The following is a 16,409-nucleotide window of genomic DNA, read 5'->3' as shown; positions in this document are numbered from 1 at the left end:
CGCCGGGATCTGAGCGGGGGGCGCCCGGTAACGGGCGTCCCTACCGCAAAAAGCACGTCTTCCAATTGCACGGGGTGAATGCCGCCGAGGAGCCGGTGCTGCGCAAGAAGCTGCGGCGCCAGGATCTCATCGCCTTCTTTACGAAGCTGCCGCCGACGGTGGTCGGCATCGAGGCCTGCGGCGGCTCGCACCACTGGGCGCGCTTGCTGCAGTCGCTCGGCCATCAGGTGAAGATGATCGCACCGCAGTTCGTGAAGCCATATGTCAAGCGTGGCAAGAACGATGCGGCTGACGCGGAAGCCCTATGCGAGGCCATGAGCCGGCCGAGCATGCGCTTTGTGCGGGTCAAAACGGCGGAGCAGCAGGCTGCTCTCATGCTGGTAGGCCTGCGCGACCGGCTGATCCGTCAGCGCACCCAACTGACTAATGCGATCCGTGGTTATGCGGCCGAGTTCGGATTGGTTGCGGCGAAGGGGCTGGTGAAGATCGAGCCGCTCTTGGAGCGCATCCGAGAGGATGACACGCTGCCGGCACTGGCGCGGGAGCTATTTGATCTCCACGCGCGGGAGTACACGCACCTGCAGGCGCAGTTGGAGGAGATCGAAGACAAGCTGATGGCCTGGCACCGCGCCGATGAGCGCAGCCGACGCTTGGCCAAGATCCCCGGGGTGGGCCCGATTGGTGCTACGATGCTGGTGATGAAGACACCCGCCCCTGAGGTCTTCCGATCGGCGCGCCACTTTGCCGCCTGGCTCGGCTTGACCCCGAAGGATCATTCGACCGCCGGCAAGGTGCGATTGGGGGTGATCACGCGCGCCGGGGACGAGGCCTTGCGCAGCGTGCTGGTCGTTGGTGCCACGGCCGTGATCCGGCATGCTCAGCGAAGCCAAACCAGGGCGTCGCCCTGGCTCATCGCGCTGCTCAAGCGCAAGCCGCCGAAGCTGGCAGCGGTGGCCCTGGCCAATAAGATCGCGCGGATTGCCTGGAAGCTAATGGTCTCCGGCGAGCACTACGCAGCGCGGGTTAGTCCCGTCGGATCGGGTGGTGCGGCGTAGATTGCGGCCCGGCACGATGAGCCGATGACCTGCTCTCGTACGGAGCCGATGACGGAACTTGCAAGGTGACGAGGAGATGGTGTGATCGATCGATCCTAATCCCGAGACACTCCGAATGTGCCATTGGCCCTTCAAGGTCGCGTAAGTGTTTGGAACTCGGGTGGCGGAACCCATCTTGGCCAGCGTTCATGTGCGAGCGCAACAACACAGGCCGGACATATGAACGCAAGCGATCTGATCAAACAATGCCCAAATCTTCTTGCGGGGCGGGGGCCGTCCACATATGGCACATCGACGAAACTTACATCAAGGTCCGCGGCCGTTGGATGTACCTTTACCGCGGAATCGACAGCAACGGCGACACGGTGGAATTCTGGTTCAGTGAGCGGCGCAATCTGGCTGCGGCCAAGCGGTTCCTGCGCAAGGCACTCAAGCGGCATGGCCGGCCCGAGAGGATCGTCATCGATGGCAGCCAAACCAACCGCGAAGCCATCCTGTCGTGTGATGCCGAGAGCCGGCTGCAGGACCGCTCAAGACGTCGGCTCAAGCCGATCGGGATCCGGCAGAGTCAATACCTCAATAACCGCATCGAGCAGGATCACCGCGCGATCAAACGCCGCGTGCGTCCGATGCTCGGCTTCAAGTCCGTTGACAGCGCCCACGTGATCTTGGGTGGCATCGAGTTGATCCATATGATGCGCAAACAGCAGGCGAAATATGCCTGCAATCAGCAGCTATCGCTCGCCGAGCAGTTTCACCTGCTCGCCGCATGAGGGCGGCACGATGCACCTGCTGCTTTCTTGTCTCTGTTCCGGATTTGCGACAGAACCAACGGCCAGACTGATCACCTCAGCGGGGAAACGGTGGCGGGCATAGAGCGGCTGAGAAGATTTCTTCATGCCCTCTCATACAGCTGCATCCGATTGCAGTTCGTTAATGTGACGATGCCTCGGCCCGATCGTGTGCGAGCTCGAGGGGCCGGGGCCGACCTTGTAGAACTCGTCCGCTACGGTCATGACCGGCCCCTTCGATGTCTTGACGACATCGAGATCCGGCGAGAGAGCCGAACTCATCTTGAGACCGGCCTCGCCTCCCGCGGCTTCCCTCTTGGCCTGCTGCGCGGCGGCCTCCGTCGCGGCCTGTTGGGCCCGGGCCTCTGGAGCCCCTGTCGTGCCGGTCATCACGGCTGCAGCGCCGATGGCGGCGTTGCGCATGAGAAACGCCCGGCGGTCGATGCCTGAGGGGGAGCTGATCGGTTCTGACGATGCCGAAAACAGATCGTCGTCCTTGCCGGAGCGGGTCATGAGCGCGTCCTCCTGTTCGAGGCATGGAGACGCCACATGGATTCGAGGCGGCTCCGCTCTCACTCCTGACGGAAGAATTTCTTCTTCCTTTGGAAACATTCTAGGGATGCCGGGAGGGCGTGCTTGATCGAAACGGACAATCGCTTGACAGTTTGAGCCCAACCGTTCCTGTTTCGCCTCGTTGGGCGGGTTCGGGCCGATCGGAATGTCCCCCCGAACAACCGCTAGTCATCGGCTTCGCCGGGCCGGCTCACGGGTGTAGGATCAAGTAGGATTAATGAGTACCCTCCCGCTGAAACAGGATGAGGCGCCTCAGGAGGGCAATCCGAGGTCATTATGGGAGGAAGCCCATGAATGCTCTCTGGCTACACATGACACCCCAGGATTGGATCGCGCTGGGGCTGATCGCCTTGGTGCCGCTGCTCATGGCCGTCGCGATCTGCCTGATCCGCAGCGAGGTCAAGCAGGTTGCACGCCATACGCCGATTGTGCGCCCGAAATCCGAACCGCCGCCGCTCCGGTTGAAGGCAACCGAAGTTCAGCGTGAGCAGTGGCGAAAGGGGAAACAGCGGCACCCGCGCGCGATCATGGATCTGGCAGATGACATCGAGACGCTCCTGAACCGGGTCAAGGCTGGCGGCTAGCTTGAAGCCGGGTCCAATTCCCACTCTCGCCGCCACCACAGCGCCAGCAGGAATGACCCGAGGAGCTGCACGAGCCCATAGACGATGACCGCCGTGGCCGCCGCCGTGCCGGCGAACGCGCTGGCCGTGATCACCAGGCCAAGACCGACGTTGCGGATCGCGGTCGTGAGCGCCACCGCCTTGCGGTCACCGCTCCCCGGACCGCCGGCCATCCACCCGGCCCCGAGGCTGATGCCAAGCAGGACCAGCATGGCCATGATCCCGCGGGGGCGGAGGATATCCAGCAGCTCGGAGAATTGGGATGTCAGGATGAGCGCCAGGGTGGCCGCATTGAGGGCCTTGCTGACCGCGACAACAGGGCCGAGCCACCGTGCCGCCCGATCGGGCCACCGCTGGCCGATGGCGAGCCCACCGCAGAGTGGGAGGAGTTGGGTCACTACGATGACCGCAAGCATTCCGAGCGGGTCGACATGCAGGTCCGCTCCCCCGGTCGTAAGGGGCAATAAGAGGAAGAGCAGCAGCGGCGCCAGGATCACCGACGAGCCGGCCAGGATCACCATCAGTCCGACCGAGGTTGCGGTGGTGCCGCGGGCAAGCGCTGTCAGCGGAGGGCCATAGGGGGCACCCGGACACACGGCGAGGATCAGGATCCCGGCGGCGATCAACGGGTCGGCGTCCACCAGAAGGATGAGGATGACGGCAGCCGCCGGAACGGCGACGTAATTGGCCAGCCCAGCCCCAAGAAGCTGCTTCCCGTCCTTTGCCGCGCCCATTACATCGGAAAGCCGGACGCCGAGTCCGGTGGCGACGCTCATTTCGATCAGCGTGACCGACACGAGAAGGCTGATCGCCTGATCCAGGCTCATTCCTGGGTCCTCGGTGCTGCGTCGCAGCGGTCATCATCGCGCTCATCGGCCCGACGGGCTTGACGCTTGGGGACAGATCATTGACCGGATCGGACAGCGGGAACGGAAACTGTCAAGTGTCCTGCGCCTGCGGCTGCGGCTTAAACTGTCAAGAGATTGTCCCCGCGGGTCAAGCACGCTGGTCCCGCGAGCCTAAAATGACCGCACGCGCTGTCGATTCAAGTGCGCGACGCATAGTCTTTCCCGCCGGCTCGCGCCCGGAGTTGTCCAAGGAGGATCACGCAACCGGACATGTCGAAGGAAGGTCCTGAGCGCCCAGTAGGATGTGGGTGATGCGGCAGCGGCGTGGCTGCCAGAAAGCGGAGGAGCGATGGAAATCTCGTTCACCCCCGGGGCAGACGAACCGTCGTCCGCACAGGATATCAGCCCCCTTGCCGAGGATTTGCGCCGGGTGCTTCGGACCGAGCTGCTCAAGGGCACATGCTCCGCGAATAGCATCGCCCGCCTCTTCTCGATGCACCACCGCACCATGAACCGACACCTCAACGCTGAGGGTTTCGCGTTCCGGCAGGTGGCGAACCAGATCCGCTTCGAGATCGCATGCGAGTTGCTGGAAAATACCGACATGGCACTGAGCCAGATCGCGGCTATCCTGAGATATTCCGAACTGAGCGCGTTCACGCGCGCCTTCCGGCGCTGGTCTGGACAGACGCCATCGGCATGGCGCAGCAATCATCCCCGAGTCCGAAAATCGCGGCGGCTTCGCAAACTGCGTCGCCTCCGTGCGGATTCCGGCGACCGCTCGAACGATCTTCCCTGAAAATGGTCATCCCACGAGCGGCAGGAGACGGTGCGTGCGGCACCGCCAGGGACGGAGGGCGATCCTGCTCACTTCCGGCATGGCAGTCCAAAACTGTCAATGCAATGGCCCAACAGGTCAAGCATCACGGCTGGAAAGGACCATACTCACCTCTGCAAACAGGCCGGGCCATCACGGATAGGGGCGTGAGTCCTGTTCCTGCACGTCGCGTCGCATACCCGGCAGCCAATGGCGCCAGCCCATCGCGTGCACAACGGGGAGGCAATCATGACGGTTGCGGTCACAGGCCAAGGCGTGTCTCAGGATCAGAGGCGGCACGATAAGTACGACCGGCTCGTGGCAGTCGCGCAGTCCCTGCCGAGGCTGAAGGTCGCCGTGGCGCATCCCTGCGATGCGGCCTCGTTGAGCGCCGTGTTTGAAGCGGCCGGGCTCGGCCTGATCGAGCCGACCCTCGTCGGGCCACAGGCTAAGATCGCGGCCGCTGCCCAGGCGCTCGGCAAGGACGTCTCCGCCGCGCGCATCGTCGATGCCCCTCACAGTCATGCGGCGGCAGACGAGGCCGTCAATCTCGTGCGATCCGGGCAGGCGGAAGCGCTGATGAAAGGAAGCCTGCACACGGACGAACTCATGGGCGCCATCGTTCGCCGGGAGGGCGGGTTGCGCACGGCGCGCCGGATCAGCCATTGCTTCGTCATGGACGTCCCGACCCACGACACGGCGCTCATCATCACCGATGCCGCGGTCAACATCGCACCGACCCTGGAGGACAAGGTTCACATCGTCCAGAACGCCATCGACCTTGCAAAGGCGCTGCGGGTCGACCCGGTGCGGGTGGCGATCCTGTCGGCGATGGAGACGGTGAACCCGAAGGTGCCCTCGACCATCGAGGCCGCAGCGTTGTGCAAGATGGCTGACCGCGGGCAGATCACGGGCGGGATTCTCGACGGTCCGCTCGCGCTCGACAACGCCATCGATCTCGGCGCCGCGAAGATCAAGAAGATCGAGTCGCCGGTCGCGGGACAGGCCAATGTTCTCGTGGTGCCGGACCTCGAGGCCGGCAACATGCTGGCGAAGAGCCTGACCTTCCTCGCCGATGCCGATGCCGCCGGCATCGTGCTCGGCGCCCGTGTTCCGGTCATCCTCACAAGCCGGGCCGACTCGACGATCACGCGGCTGGCGTCCTGTGCCGTGGCCTCGCTCGTGGCAGAGGCGCAACGCAGGCAACTCGCCATCCCGGAGGTGTGAGCCATGACGCCCGTCCTCATTATCCTCAACGCCGGGTCATCGAGCCTCAAGTTCCAGATCTACGACATGTTCGACGGCATGGAGCCCCGGCTTGTCTGGAAGGGCCTCTACGAAGGGTTGGGAGGCGACGCGCACTTCGTCGTCAAGGACGCCGATGGGACAATTCTCGACGAGATGACGTGGGGCTCCGGCGACCGGATCGCGCACGAGGAGGCACTGATGCACCTCGTCTCGTGGTTGAGTCAGTTTCGGGCGGAACGCAAGCCCATGGCCATCGGGCATCGGGTCGTTCATGGCGGGGAGGCCTATTCCGCCCCGGTCCTTGTCGACGACACCGTCATCAACGCCCTGGAAACACTGGTGCCGCTCGCGCCGTTGCATCAGCCCCACAACCTGGAGCCGATCCGCATCGTCCGCCGACGCCTGCCGGGGATGCCGCAGGTTGCCTGTTTCGACACCGCCTTCCACCAGACGCAGCCCGACCTCGCGACCTTGTTCGCCCTGCCGCGCGAGATGCGGGAGCGCGGTGTGCGGCGCTACGGCTTCCACGGACTGTCCTACGACTATATCGCATCCGTCCTGAAAGACTCCGATCCGAAACTGGCCGAGGGGCGGGTCGTCGTCGCGCATCTCGGCAACGGCGCGAGCCTGTGTGCCCTCAAGGGAGGGGCCAGCGTCGCGACGACCATGGGATTTTCCGCCCTCGACGGCCTTCCGATGGGAACCCGCTGCGGCGCGCTCGATGCTGCCGTGGTGTTCTACATGCTGCGCGAGATGAAGCTCACCGCGGAGGAGGCCGAGAGTGTGCTCTACAAGAAGTCCGGCCTTCTCGGGGTCTCTGGCGTCTCGAACGACATGCGGACCCTGCGCTCCAAGGCGGCGAGCGACCCGAACGCCAGGCGCGCCATCGACCTGTTCGTCTATCGCATCACGCGCGAGATCGGCTCGCTCGTCGCGGCGCTGGGGGGGCTCGACGGGCTCGTCTTCACGGCCGGGATCGGCGAGAACGATGTGGCGACCCGCGCCGAGGTGATCGCCGGCCTCGGCTGGGCCGGGTTCACCCTGGATGAGGCGGCCAACGGCTCCGGCGGGCCGCGGATCTCCACCGGGTCCGGGCCGTCGGCGTGGGTCATTCCCACCAACGAGGAACTGGTGATCGCCCGGCAGACGGGCCGCGTGCTCGGCGCGACCCAAGCCAAACTCGCATCCTGAACAGGGAGAATGATGGCATGACGACGTTGCAAACCAAGCCAAACGAGAAGGCCCAGCAGGAGCTCGGGGACGAGATGTTCATGTCGGCCGCCGACCTGCGCAACTACATGGCCGAGATGCAGATGGCGAAGGCCATGAAGTCGGTCGACGGCATGGACCGCGCCGAGAAGGCGCGCCAGGACCTGACCAAGCGGCTCGCCGAGCCCATCGACCTGACGCCCGAGCGCATGAAGGAAATCTTGCTGCCGCTCAAGGCAAAGCTGCGGGCTGCGGCAGAGCGCGGCCAGACGGAGCTGATGGTCATGCGGTTTCCCAACGCGTTGTGCAGCGACCATGGCCGTGCCATCAACAACGCGGATCCATCCTGGCCCGACACGCTCACCGGCCGTCCGCGTCAGGCCTATGAGCTCTGGCGCGATCAATTCAGGGACGCAGGTTTCAAGCTTAGCGCGATGATCATCGAGTGGCCGGGCGGTCTGCCCGGCGATGTTGGTTTCTTCCTCAAGTGGGGCGACACCAAGCGGTAACGCAGTTCACCTCTGGAGAGTGCAGTCATGCCACGGATCGACCCCAAGATCGATGCCGAACAAAACGGTTTGCAGACACGCTTGACCGAGCTTGCCCACGCGCAGGCAAAGGTCACGCAGGTCTATCAGGAGCGGTGCGCGCAAGCGATGCAGCGGTACCTCGACGCAATGAAAGCCGCGAGCGAGCCGTTGAGGGATATGCCAACCCCTGCCGCGTCTCCGTTGAATTTCTGGCGAGACGCCAGCACCTATTGGCTCGACTGCACGCAGCGCTCGATCCTGTTCTGGGACACGTTGCGCCAGCGCGGCAACAATTGGCTTGAGCATGAGAAGGCCGGCAAGCCGCCGCTGCTCGACTTCGAGTGGGAGATGATTGCGGACGCCCGCACCTTCGAGCGGCCGACCAACTACGCTCTCGTGCGCATCGTTCCGCCCGAGGGCGTCGAGACCGATCCGGACCACCGCCCCTTCGTGATCATCGATCCACGGGCCGGCCATGGGCCGGGCATCGGCGGGTTCAAACAGGACTCGCAGGTCGGTGTGGCCCTCAAGGCAGGGCATCCGGTCTATTTCGTGATCTTCTTCCCGGAACCGATGCCCGGGCAAACCCTTGCGGATGTCTCCCGCGCCGAGGCGGAGTTCCTCCGCATCGTCGGCGAACGCCACCCGAAGACACGCAAGCCTGTCGTGATCGGCAACTGCCAGGGTGGCTGGGCCTCCATGCTCGTCGGTGCGCTCGAACCGGATCTGGTCGGCCCCATCGTGATCAATGGGGCGCCGATGTCCTACTGGGCCGGCAACGACGGCGAGAATCCCATGCGCTATGCCGGCGGCATCCTTGGTGGCACCTGGCCCGCGCTTCTCGCGAGCGATCTCGGCGCCGGCACATTCGACGGGGCGCATCTGGTCGAGAATTTCGAGTACCTCAACCCCGCCAACACCTATTTCAACAAGTATTATACGCTCTTTTCCAAGATCGACACCGAGCCGGAGCGCTTCCTCGAATTCGAGCGCTGGTGGGGTGGCTTCTTCCTGATGGACCGGCAGGAGATCCGGTGGATCGTCGAGAATCTTTTCGTGGGAAACAACCTCGCGGACGGCGACGCGGAATGGTCCGAGGGGCGCGCTTTCGACCTTCGGGCGATCCAGTCTCCGATCATTCTGTTCGCATCGCTCGGCGACAACATCACGCCGCCGCAACAGGCCTTCAACTGGGTCGCGGACATCTATCCGACGACGGAAGCCCTCAAGGCGAACGGGCAGGTCATCGTCGGCCTGATGCACAAGAGCGTCGGCCATCTGGGCATCTTCGTCTCGGGTGCCGTCGCCAAGCGCGAGCACTCCCAGATCGTCGATCTGATCGAATACATCGAGCATCTGCCGCCCGGTCTCTACGGCATGCAGGTCGAGGAGCAGGAGATAGATGGAAGCATTCGCTACGACGTGATGCTGACGGAGCGGCGGGTCGAGGACCTGCATGTCCTGCAGAAGTACGGCCGCAAGGACGAGATGCCTTTCAAGGCGGTCGAGGCGACCTCCGAGACCCTTGCCTCCGCCTACGAAACCTTCGTCCATCCCGCGGTTTCCGCGATGGCGACGCCCACGGGAGCAGCCGTGAGGCGGGCCATGCATCCGCAACGGGCGCAGCGCTGGGCGGTGTCGGATATCAACCCGTTCCTGTGGCCGCTGAAGGGCATGGCCGACATGGTCCGGGCGAACCGCGCCCCGCGTGACAACGATGGTCCGATGGCGATGATGGAGCAGTGGACGGCCGCTATGACGTCCGCCTCGCTGGACCTCTATCGCGACCTGCGCGATGCGACCGTGGAGAACACTTTCTTCCGCACCTACGGTCCGGCCGGCATCGGCATGGCGGCCGACGAGCAGGAAGCCGTTCCGGAGGAACCCGTCGATGCGCGCAGTGCCCCTGCGGTCAAAGAAGCGCTGTCGCATATCGAGGACGGCGACCGGACGAAAGCCGTCGTCCGCGCTGCGCTCCTGCTGATGAAGGCCGGAACCGGCCGGCGGCGTCTCTCGGCCATGAAGCGGGCCCGCGAACTCGTCGGCAAGGACATCGGCCTCCTCGACATGTCGGCGGAGGACGCTCGAGAGATCATCCGCGAGCAGTCCTACATCGTCGACTTCGAGCCGGTGAAGGCGCTCCTGGCGCTGCCGAAGCTGTTGCGGACACCGGGGGATCGGCGTGGGCTGCTTGATCTTCTCGACCGCCTGGAGGGCCAGATCGAGGCCAACGCCAAGCAGATCACACTGTTGGACGAGATCCGGCACCTCCTCTCCGTCGATGGCGTGGCAGGAGAGGAGAAGGTTGAACCAAATCCGGTGCCGCTGACGGAGCACCGGCCCGGGGACCGCCCCAAGGCGATGCCAAGGCCAGGGGCTGTCCGTCGATCCCGCGATGCCCGACGCGCGAGAGCAAGCTCATGAACGATCATCCGACGGAACTGCCACAAGTTGCTCTTCAATCGAAGATCCTGCAGGGCAAGCGGGCCCTCGTCATCGGCATCGCCAACGAGCATTCGATCGCCTATGGCTGCGCCCGTGTCTTCCGCCAGCTCGGGGCCGATCTCGCGGTCACCTATCTCAACGAGAAGGCTCGGCCCTATGTCGAACCGCTGGCCAAGGAACTGGGAGCTTCCATCCTGGCGCCATGCGATGTGGGCCGGGGCGGTGAGCTCGAAGCCGTCTTCGAGCAGATCCGCGAGACCTGGGGCAGCCTCGACATCGCGCTCCATTCCATCGCGTTCGCCCCGAAGGAGGATCTGCAAGGGCGGCTCGTCGATTCGTCCAGCGAGGGCTTCAAGGTCGCGATGGATATCTCCTGCCACTCCTTCATCCGCATGGCGCGCTTGGCAGAACCGTTGATGAAGGAAGGCGGTACGCTTCTCGCGATGAGCTATCACGGCGCCAACAAGGTGGTCCCGAACTACAATCTGATGGGCCCCGTGAAGGCCGCGCTGGAGAGCGCCGTGCGCTATCTCGCCTACGAGCTGGGCGACAAGCACATCAGGGTGCACGCCGTCTCCCCCGGTCCGCTGAAAACCCGCGCCGCGTCGGGCTTGAAGGATTTCGACGTCCTTTTGTCCGAAGCCATCGAGCGGGCGCCCATCGGCGAGCTCGTGGATATCGATGATGTCGGCCTGACGGCGGCCTACCTGACGACGCCGTTCGCCCGACGGCTCACCGGGACGACCACCTATGTCGATGGCGGCCTCAGCATCATGGCCTGACGAGCGCACTGTGAGAAATCGATGAAAGGGAATGCGTCTATGGCTTTCAGTTTCGTCCCTTATGCAGAACCCGCAGGCGTGGCCACGTTTGCCATCACGCCGGATGCCTGGGTGATCCCGGGAGAGCTTGCATGAATGCGTCGCTGAATCCTGCTGCCCCTCACCACCTGCCGATGTTCATCACCGCACCCGGGGAGACCGATGTCCTGATGGTCGTCATGGCGGTGGTGCTTTTGCTGGCGGTGCTGGCCGTCGGTCTCCTGTTCCTTCGCCTGCACACGCTGCCCGAGCGGATTGCGCACCGGTCCCACAAGCTGCAATTCGAGATCGTCGCCGTGCTCGGGCTTTTGGCGTTGTTCACGCATATTCATGCTTTCTGGGTGGCGGGCCTGCTGCTCGCTCTGATCGACATCCCCGATTTCGGCAATCCGCTTCGCAGGATCGCGGGTTCCGTCGAGAAGATGGCTGGCCTGAAGCCCGGCGAAGGCGCGGCCGAAACGCCGGAAGAGTTGGGGAGTGCGCCGACGCCATCCGACGAGTCTGAGGAGAAGGTGGTCGACGTGCCGCAGACCGTGACACCGTCCAGGCTGCCGAAGGAGAAGATCCATGCTTGAGCTTCTCTTCTGCTCCCTGCTGACGATCCTGCCGGATTATCTCTATCGTCGCTACGTCCAGGGAAAGCGGATCGGCAAGGAAATCACACTCTTCTCGATGTGGTTCGAACTGCGCTGGGGCCTCATCACCTGCCTGATGCTGACGATCGGGCTGATCACGGTGATCTTCTACAACCATCCCTCGACAAGCAGCGCCACCCTGATGTTCAGATCGGTTCCAATCGCCTCCGAGACCAACGGGCGCGTGGCCGAGGTCTATGTAGGCCTGACCGGAGAGGTGAAGCAGGGTGCGCCGATCTTCCGGCTCGATAGCTCGACGCAGGAGGCCGCGGCCGAGGCCGCCCGGCGCAAGATCGCGGAGGTCGAGGCTGCGCTCGTGGTGGCACGCTCCGACGTTGCTGTCGCCGAAGGCAGGATTCAGGAAGCTCGAAGCTCTCATCAGCAGGCCGTCGACGAGCTGGCGACCAAACAGGAGATCTATCGCCGTAACCCCGGTGCCGTCGCCACGCGGGATATCGAGACACTCCAGGTGGCCGTGCAGGGTCGGCAGGGCAGCATCGATGCGGCCATTGCGGCCAAGCAAGCCGCCGAGGCGCAAATCTCCTCACTGCTACCGGCGCAGAAGGCCAGCGCCGAGGCCGCCTTGGTCCAGGCCGAGGCTGAGCTGGCGAAGTCCGTGATCCGGGCTGGCGTCAACGGTCGCGTGGAACAATTCACGCTGCGGGTCGGCGACATCGTCAATCCATTCATGCGACCAGCCGGCGTGCTGATCCCGGAGGGTGCCGGCCGACAGGCCCTCGTTGCGGGGTTCGGGCAGATCGAGGCTCAGGTCATGAAGGTCGGCATGGTGGCCGAAGCGACCTGCATGTCGAAGCCCTGGACGGTGATCCCGATGGTGGTGACCGGCGTGCAGGACTACATCGCGGCCGGCCAGTTCCGGGGCGGCGAGCAACTGGTGGATCCTCAGCAGGTGGCCCGGCCGGGCACCATCCTGGTGTTCCTTGAGCCGCTCTATACCGGAGGGCTCGAAGGGGTGACGCCCGGCAGCAGCTGCATTGCCAACGCCTATACCAGCAATCATGACCTGATCGCCTCGGGTCAGGTTGGAACCGTGCGAGGTTTCGCCCTGCATGCGGTGGACGCCGTCGGGCTCGTTCATGCCATGATCCTGCGGATCCAGGCGCTGGTATTGCCTATTCAAACCCTCGTGTTCAGCGGACACTGACGTCAGGAACGGGCGCCAAGACCTGGGACGTGTGCCTGGCCGCTATGTTGTTCAAGCTCATCTTGCAGGGGCACGTGAGGGCGACCTTCTCCTTTTGAGAGGGATCTTGCTTGAGGAGAATATCCATGACCACCATGCAGAAAATGTCAGGTACATCCGAAACGCGGCGCAGCACCCATGCCTTCGCTGGGCCCGGCGAGAGCGGCCGCGCCTTGGCGAATGCCGCGGAAACATGGCTCACCGCAGCCGCCGAATGTCAGCGCGAAATGATCGGGTTCATGTCGATGCGCCTTGCCAAGGACGGCGACACTGCCCGTGAAATGATAGGCTGCAAGAATCCCGCGGACGCGACGGCAATCCAGTCGCGCTGGATCGAGGAGACCCTGCGCGATTACAGTGCCGAGATGAATAAACTGATGACCATCTGTACCAACGCCGTGAACCGTGGAGGCTGGACCGGAGGATGAGAGCCAGCGGTCGGATGCTTGGGGCATTGCATCCATGGGACTGCCGTCAGCACTCTATGCCGTGCATCCCATTCGTACCCAGGTCCGTCATGCGGAAAATCGACTACCGAGCTCATCGCGTCATGAGATTGCGCGCGATCATCACCGCTCCGGCATCGGCGGAACCTCCCTGCGCTGTCGGCATCAGGTTCCCGGCCTTGAGCATGAGATCGGTCATGACGCTCAGGATCCTCTGATCCGACTCAGTCACGCCCGCGGCATCAAAGTCGTTGCGGATCTTGCTGAACACGTCGCAGCGCGCGGGATCGACCGTGTCCCTGGCAAGCGCGTCCGAATAGGCATCGGCGTCACGGCCTGTCATGCCCAATCTCTCGGCAGCCCACCGGCCGAGGAGCTTGTTGCGGAGGATCGTCTTCTGCACATCGTCGGTGCTGGTCATGCGAAACTCTCCGATTGCCGGCCGGAAGGCACCTTCTGGTCAGCGGGCTCCGCTGCCCGGGTAAATTGCGTCACCGAAGGGGATGTAGGTCAGGACGGAACGTCAACAATGGCGACGACATTCGGCTCGCACGGGCCCTACGCTGACGAGGCAGCCGTCCGGGGATCCGGCGACATGCGGGCTTGGTCAGCCTCCGGGTCGATCAGGAAGAACCCCGCAATCGCTCCAATGACAACGAGGATGCCGGCAAGCAGCAGGGCATTGCGGACGCCGTCCGCCGTCCCGGCACCGGCATCGACCACAAGCCCCATAACCGCCGGCGCAAAAGGACCCGCCAGCGTCGTAATGGCATTGACCATGCCCAGAGTTGCCCCACGCTGCGCGACCGGAGTGACCTGGGCAACGAGGACAGGCCCGAGGACGAACATGACGTTGCCGAGAGAGAATGCGATCACCGTGCAAACGATAATCGGCAGCGATCCCGTGGATTGCGACATCAGAATGATGATCAGGCCAGCCGCGAGAGTGCTGGTGCACGCAATCGATCCGCATGCGATCCGGCCCGAAATGCCACGCCGCTTCAGACCATCCGAAAGGCTGGAGATGCCAGGAAGGAGCGCGATCTGACCGAGAGACACCAGCAGCATGATCCAACCGGCTTGGAGTGGAGTGTAGCCAAAGGCCTGGGTGAGGAAGGCCGGCAGCCAGACAACGATTACAGCCAGAAGCCAATAGGCGACAAAGCCGACGATCTCGACCCCCACGATCGTCCGGCATGTGAGCAGGCGACGGTATGACAAGCGCATTTCGGGTTCGATGGATTTGCCCGTCATCGGGTTGTCAGGTGCAAGGGGACCCTCACTGGCAACCATCAGCCATACGCCGCACCAGACGAGGCCAATCGCACCGAGAAGCCCAAAGGCGGCCTGCCACGACCAGGCAGCAATGACGGCGACGATCAATGGCGCCACGATCCCGCTGCCGGCCAGGGCGCCGATGGCAATAAGGCTCGTCGGCACCGCCCGGTGCTTGCTCGGAAACCATTTGTAGGCTGCATGCAGGGCCACAGGATAGGCGGGGCCTTCTCCAAAGCCGAGGGCGACCCGATTGGCGATCAACCCAGCCAGCGTCACCGGCAGCAACATGGGCAACTGGCACAGGGACCAGATCAGCGCCAGGCCGGCCAGCACCCACGTCGTGGGGATCCGGTTCGCCAGGATACCTCCGATCACGGCGCTTAGCGAGAAGAGGGTGAAGAAGCTCGCCGCGATTAGGCCGAATTCGGTGTGGCTCAGCCCAAGGTCACGCATGATCGGGACGGCAGCCAGACCGAGCACCGCCCTATCGGCAAAGTTGATGAGCATGAATAGGCATAGCAGGCCCACGACGATCCAGGCGGAGGCCGGACCCGATGCCCCATCCGCATCCATGGCCCGACCGCCCACATCCGTCATGGCCTTTCGAGCCTTATCGCGAACATTGCTTGTACACGGTGCCGGTCGTGTCTTGCTCGTTGAGGTAGCGCTTGAGCGAGCCGTCCGATTGGGGAGCCAGCAGAACCGTCACCTGGTTGCCCGCCACGGCGTTGGCGCAATCGAGGACGAGAAGCCGACGGTCTCCGGCGGGCCTAGTCGCCTTGATGCGGCATGTCGCTTGTGGTGTTCTCAGGCGGTTACCCGCGACGATGAAGGCTGGTGCGAAGATATCGACGGGCCGCTTGAACGAGGTTTCCTTGCTGGCCGACGAGTAAACCTCCGCACAATCCGCACTGCCCGTCAGCCAGGCACCCTGGAAGCCGGAAAGCCCGCCCTGCGCCAACGCACCCGGCGCCGGGACGATAGCGGCCAGGCCCAGGGCGAGTATGGCGGGAGCCAGGAAGCCTGCACCTTTCATCGTGATCTCCTTCGACAGCAGGACCATCGCCCGATCGAAACAGCCCTCTCGGTAATAGTCTATGCCCTCGACCGCAGCCAGGCAGACCCTCGCGGGTCGCCGCAGGATCAGTGTAGACGGGCCGAGGTGTCATGCTTGACAGAAGGGGACAATCATTTGCCAGTTTGAGCCATAAACGCCATCGTGGTCGCAAGGCATGTAAGGCTGGCTGCACATGACCTCGTGGGTGCACTCAACCGCCCTCGGGCCATCGCGGCAGGATTGATAGTTTGGGTCGTGCGACCAGGTTCACGACGATCAGACCTCGATCATCATTAGTGACATCGTGTCGGTGCAGCACTGGCGTATGCCTTGTTCGATACCAGCCAAAAACCCAGTGGAGCTCCCAGCGGATTTACGGCTATCACCTGCGAGGTGTTGAGGCAGGTCAGGTGAGCCCATGCTTCAAAGGACGAGCTGTGATGGTTCTGTCGCAACTCCGGAACAGGGACGAGAAAGCAGCAGGTGTATCGTGCCGACCTTATGCGGCGAGCAGGTGAAACTGCTCGGCGAGCGACAGCTGTTGACTGCAGGCATATTTCGCCTGCTGTTTACGCATCATATGGATCAACTCGATGCCACCTAAGATCACGCGGGCACTGTCAGCGGACTTGAAGCCGAGCATCGGACGCACACGGCGTTTGATCGCGCGGTGATCCTGCTCGATGCGGTTATTCGATGCGGTTATTATCGGGCATGCTTTTCCTCGGCACCATCGGCGCGTTGGCGCAACCAACTCGGCGGCTGTATCCTGGGGTGACCGGGACAGGGGTGTCGGGAGCACGTGATGTGGGCAGGCCGATCTATCTCA

General features: G+C 63.7%; 16 protein-coding genes and 2 pseudogenes. 12 read left to right on the top strand and 6 right to left on the bottom strand.

Going from position 1 to position 16,409, the window contains the following annotated elements; translation table 11 throughout:
* Nucleotides 1–65: 65 nt before the first annotated feature.
* Both ACS5Q1_RS39350 and ACS5Q1_RS39345 read left to right on the top strand, forming a co-directional pair.
* On the top strand, nucleotides 66–1,055 hold the full coding sequence (locus ACS5Q1_RS39350; RefSeq protein WP_473103338.1) for an IS110 family RNA-guided transposase: 990 nt from the start codon (nucleotides 66–68) through the stop codon (nucleotides 1,053–1,055).
* A 284-nt stretch (nucleotides 1,056–1,339) separates the two neighbouring features.
* A pseudogene (locus ACS5Q1_RS39345) lies at nucleotides 1,340–1,828 on the top strand (IS6 family transposase); the annotation flags it as partial.
* 132 nt (nucleotides 1,829–1,960) lie between these two features.
* Here ACS5Q1_RS39345 and ACS5Q1_RS39340 read toward each other — a convergent pair.
* Nucleotides 1,961–2,359, bottom strand: a complete 399-nt coding sequence (locus ACS5Q1_RS39340; RefSeq protein WP_473103337.1) for a hypothetical protein — start codon at nucleotides 2,357–2,359, stop codon at nucleotides 1,961–1,963.
* Between the two features lie 350 nt (nucleotides 2,360–2,709).
* On the opposite strand from ACS5Q1_RS39340, the gene ACS5Q1_RS39335 reads away from it, so the two are divergent.
* Complete coding sequence (locus tag ACS5Q1_RS39335; protein WP_473103336.1) at nucleotides 2,710–3,003, top strand: hypothetical protein; 294 nt, start codon at nucleotides 2,710–2,712, stop codon at nucleotides 3,001–3,003.
* Here ACS5Q1_RS39335 and ACS5Q1_RS39330 read toward each other — a convergent pair.
* Nucleotides 3,000–3,869 carry a bile acid:sodium symporter family protein gene (locus ACS5Q1_RS39330; RefSeq protein ID WP_473103335.1) on the bottom strand — a complete coding sequence of 290 codons (870 nt, stop codon included), beginning with the start codon at nucleotides 3,867–3,869 and terminating at the stop codon, nucleotides 3,000–3,002. The two genes, ACS5Q1_RS39335 and ACS5Q1_RS39330, sit on opposite strands and share 4 nt — an antisense overlap.
* 370 nt (nucleotides 3,870–4,239) lie before the next feature.
* Between ACS5Q1_RS39330 and ACS5Q1_RS39325 the strand changes: the two genes are divergently transcribed.
* The 9 genes from ACS5Q1_RS39325 (at nucleotide 4,240) to ACS5Q1_RS39285 (ending at nucleotide 13,227) form a co-directional block, all read left to right on the top strand.
* Nucleotides 4,240–4,689, top strand: a complete 450-nt coding sequence (locus tag ACS5Q1_RS39325; protein WP_473103334.1) for a helix-turn-helix domain-containing protein — start codon at nucleotides 4,240–4,242, stop codon at nucleotides 4,687–4,689.
* Nucleotides 4,690–4,956: 267 nt separating this feature from the next.
* A complete protein-coding gene (locus tag ACS5Q1_RS39320; RefSeq protein ID WP_473103333.1) occupies nucleotides 4,957–5,934 on the top strand; it encodes a phosphate acetyltransferase in 978 nt (325 codons plus the stop codon).
* A 3-nt stretch (nucleotides 5,935–5,937) separates the two neighbouring features.
* Nucleotides 5,938–7,146 carry an acetate/propionate family kinase gene (locus tag ACS5Q1_RS39315; protein WP_473103332.1) on the top strand — a complete coding sequence of 403 codons (1,209 nt, stop codon included), beginning with the start codon at nucleotides 5,938–5,940 and terminating at the stop codon, nucleotides 7,144–7,146.
* A gap of 17 nt (nucleotides 7,147–7,163) precedes the next feature.
* On the top strand, nucleotides 7,164–7,673 hold the full coding sequence (locus tag ACS5Q1_RS39310; protein ID WP_473103331.1) for a hypothetical protein: 510 nt from the start codon (nucleotides 7,164–7,166) through the stop codon (nucleotides 7,671–7,673).
* Between the two features lie 27 nt (nucleotides 7,674–7,700).
* Nucleotides 7,701–10,118 carry a DUF3141 domain-containing protein gene (locus tag ACS5Q1_RS39305; RefSeq protein WP_473103330.1) on the top strand — a complete coding sequence of 806 codons (2,418 nt, stop codon included), beginning with the start codon at nucleotides 7,701–7,703 and terminating at the stop codon, nucleotides 10,116–10,118.
* Nucleotides 10,115–10,921 carry an enoyl-ACP reductase FabI gene (fabI, locus tag ACS5Q1_RS39300; protein WP_473103329.1) on the top strand — a complete coding sequence of 269 codons (807 nt, stop codon included), beginning with the start codon at nucleotides 10,115–10,117 and terminating at the stop codon, nucleotides 10,919–10,921. The genes ACS5Q1_RS39305 and fabI overlap by 4 nt, the downstream gene beginning before the upstream one ends.
* Nucleotides 10,922–11,052: 131 nt before the next feature.
* A complete protein-coding gene (locus ACS5Q1_RS39295; protein ID WP_473103328.1) occupies nucleotides 11,053–11,535 on the top strand; it encodes a hypothetical protein in 483 nt (160 codons plus the stop codon).
* The gene (locus ACS5Q1_RS39290) at nucleotides 11,528–12,760 is read left to right on the top strand and encodes an HlyD family secretion protein (protein ID WP_473103327.1); all 1,233 of its coding nucleotides are present in this window, start codon (nucleotides 11,528–11,530) and stop codon (nucleotides 12,758–12,760) included. Before ACS5Q1_RS39295 ends, ACS5Q1_RS39290 begins: the two co-directional genes overlap by 8 nt.
* Nucleotides 12,761–12,885: 125 nt before the next feature.
* Nucleotides 12,886–13,227 carry a phasin family protein gene (locus ACS5Q1_RS39285; protein ID WP_473103326.1) on the top strand — a complete coding sequence of 114 codons (342 nt, stop codon included), beginning with the start codon at nucleotides 12,886–12,888 and terminating at the stop codon, nucleotides 13,225–13,227.
* A gap of 112 nt (nucleotides 13,228–13,339) precedes the next feature.
* Here ACS5Q1_RS39285 and ACS5Q1_RS39280 read toward each other — a convergent pair whose 3' ends face one another.
* From ACS5Q1_RS39280 to ACS5Q1_RS39265, 4 genes and pseudogenes are all read right to left on the bottom strand, one after another.
* Entirely contained in the window at nucleotides 13,340–13,666 is a 327-nt protein-coding gene (locus tag ACS5Q1_RS39280) for an ATPase inhibitor subunit zeta (RefSeq protein ID WP_473103325.1), read from the bottom strand.
* 137 nt (nucleotides 13,667–13,803) lie between these two features.
* On the bottom strand, nucleotides 13,804–15,120 hold the full coding sequence (locus tag ACS5Q1_RS39275) for an MFS transporter (RefSeq protein ID WP_473103324.1): 1,317 nt from the start codon (nucleotides 15,118–15,120) through the stop codon (nucleotides 13,804–13,806).
* 13 nt (nucleotides 15,121–15,133) lie between these two features.
* Nucleotides 15,134–15,559, bottom strand: coding sequence for a hypothetical protein (locus ACS5Q1_RS39270; protein ID WP_473103323.1), 426 nt, complete (start codon nucleotides 15,557–15,559; stop codon nucleotides 15,134–15,136).
* Nucleotides 15,560–16,079: 520 nt separating this feature from the next.
* Nucleotides 16,080–16,274, bottom strand: a pseudogene (locus ACS5Q1_RS39265) (DDE-type integrase/transposase/recombinase); the annotation flags it as partial.
* Between the last annotated feature and the right edge of the window lie 135 nt (nucleotides 16,275–16,409).

The sequence above is a fragment of the Microvirga sp. GN3 genome (assembly GCF_055792825.1).
This window is presented reverse-complemented; position numbering and strand designations above follow the sequence as displayed.

Excerpts from the sequence above, each read along its gene's own strand:
- ACS5Q1_RS39340 (WP_473103337.1), bottom strand. The coding sequence starts at position 2,359 with ATGACCCGCTCCGGCAAGGACGACGATCTGTTTTCGGCATCGTCAGAA.
- ACS5Q1_RS39335 (WP_473103336.1), top strand. The coding sequence starts at position 2,710 with ATGAATGCTCTCTGGCTACACATGACACCCCAGGATTGGATCGCGCTG.
- ACS5Q1_RS39330 (WP_473103335.1), bottom strand. The coding sequence starts at position 3,869 with ATGAGCCTGGATCAGGCGATCAGCCTTCTCGTGTCGGTCACGCTGATC.
- ACS5Q1_RS39325 (WP_473103334.1), top strand. The coding sequence starts at position 4,240 with ATGGAAATCTCGTTCACCCCCGGGGCAGACGAACCGTCGTCCGCACAG.
- ACS5Q1_RS39320 (WP_473103333.1), top strand. The coding sequence starts at position 4,957 with ATGACGGTTGCGGTCACAGGCCAAGGCGTGTCTCAGGATCAGAGGCGG.
- ACS5Q1_RS39315 (WP_473103332.1), top strand. The coding sequence starts at position 5,938 with ATGACGCCCGTCCTCATTATCCTCAACGCCGGGTCATCGAGCCTCAAG.
- ACS5Q1_RS39310 (WP_473103331.1), top strand. The coding sequence starts at position 7,164 with ATGACGACGTTGCAAACCAAGCCAAACGAGAAGGCCCAGCAGGAGCTC.
- ACS5Q1_RS39305 (WP_473103330.1), top strand. The coding sequence starts at position 7,701 with ATGCCACGGATCGACCCCAAGATCGATGCCGAACAAAACGGTTTGCAG.
- fabI (WP_473103329.1), top strand. The coding sequence starts at position 10,115 with ATGAACGATCATCCGACGGAACTGCCACAAGTTGCTCTTCAATCGAAG.
- ACS5Q1_RS39295 (WP_473103328.1), top strand. The coding sequence starts at position 11,053 with ATGAATGCGTCGCTGAATCCTGCTGCCCCTCACCACCTGCCGATGTTC.
- ACS5Q1_RS39290 (WP_473103327.1), top strand. The coding sequence starts at position 11,528 with ATGCTTGAGCTTCTCTTCTGCTCCCTGCTGACGATCCTGCCGGATTAT.
- ACS5Q1_RS39285 (WP_473103326.1), top strand. The coding sequence starts at position 12,886 with ATGACCACCATGCAGAAAATGTCAGGTACATCCGAAACGCGGCGCAGC.
- ACS5Q1_RS39280 (WP_473103325.1), bottom strand. The coding sequence starts at position 13,666 with ATGACCAGCACCGACGATGTGCAGAAGACGATCCTCCGCAACAAGCTC.
- ACS5Q1_RS39275 (WP_473103324.1), bottom strand. The coding sequence starts at position 15,120 with ATGACGGATGTGGGCGGTCGGGCCATGGATGCGGATGGGGCATCGGGT.
- ACS5Q1_RS39270 (WP_473103323.1), bottom strand. The coding sequence starts at position 15,559 with ATGAAAGGTGCAGGCTTCCTGGCTCCCGCCATACTCGCCCTGGGCCTG.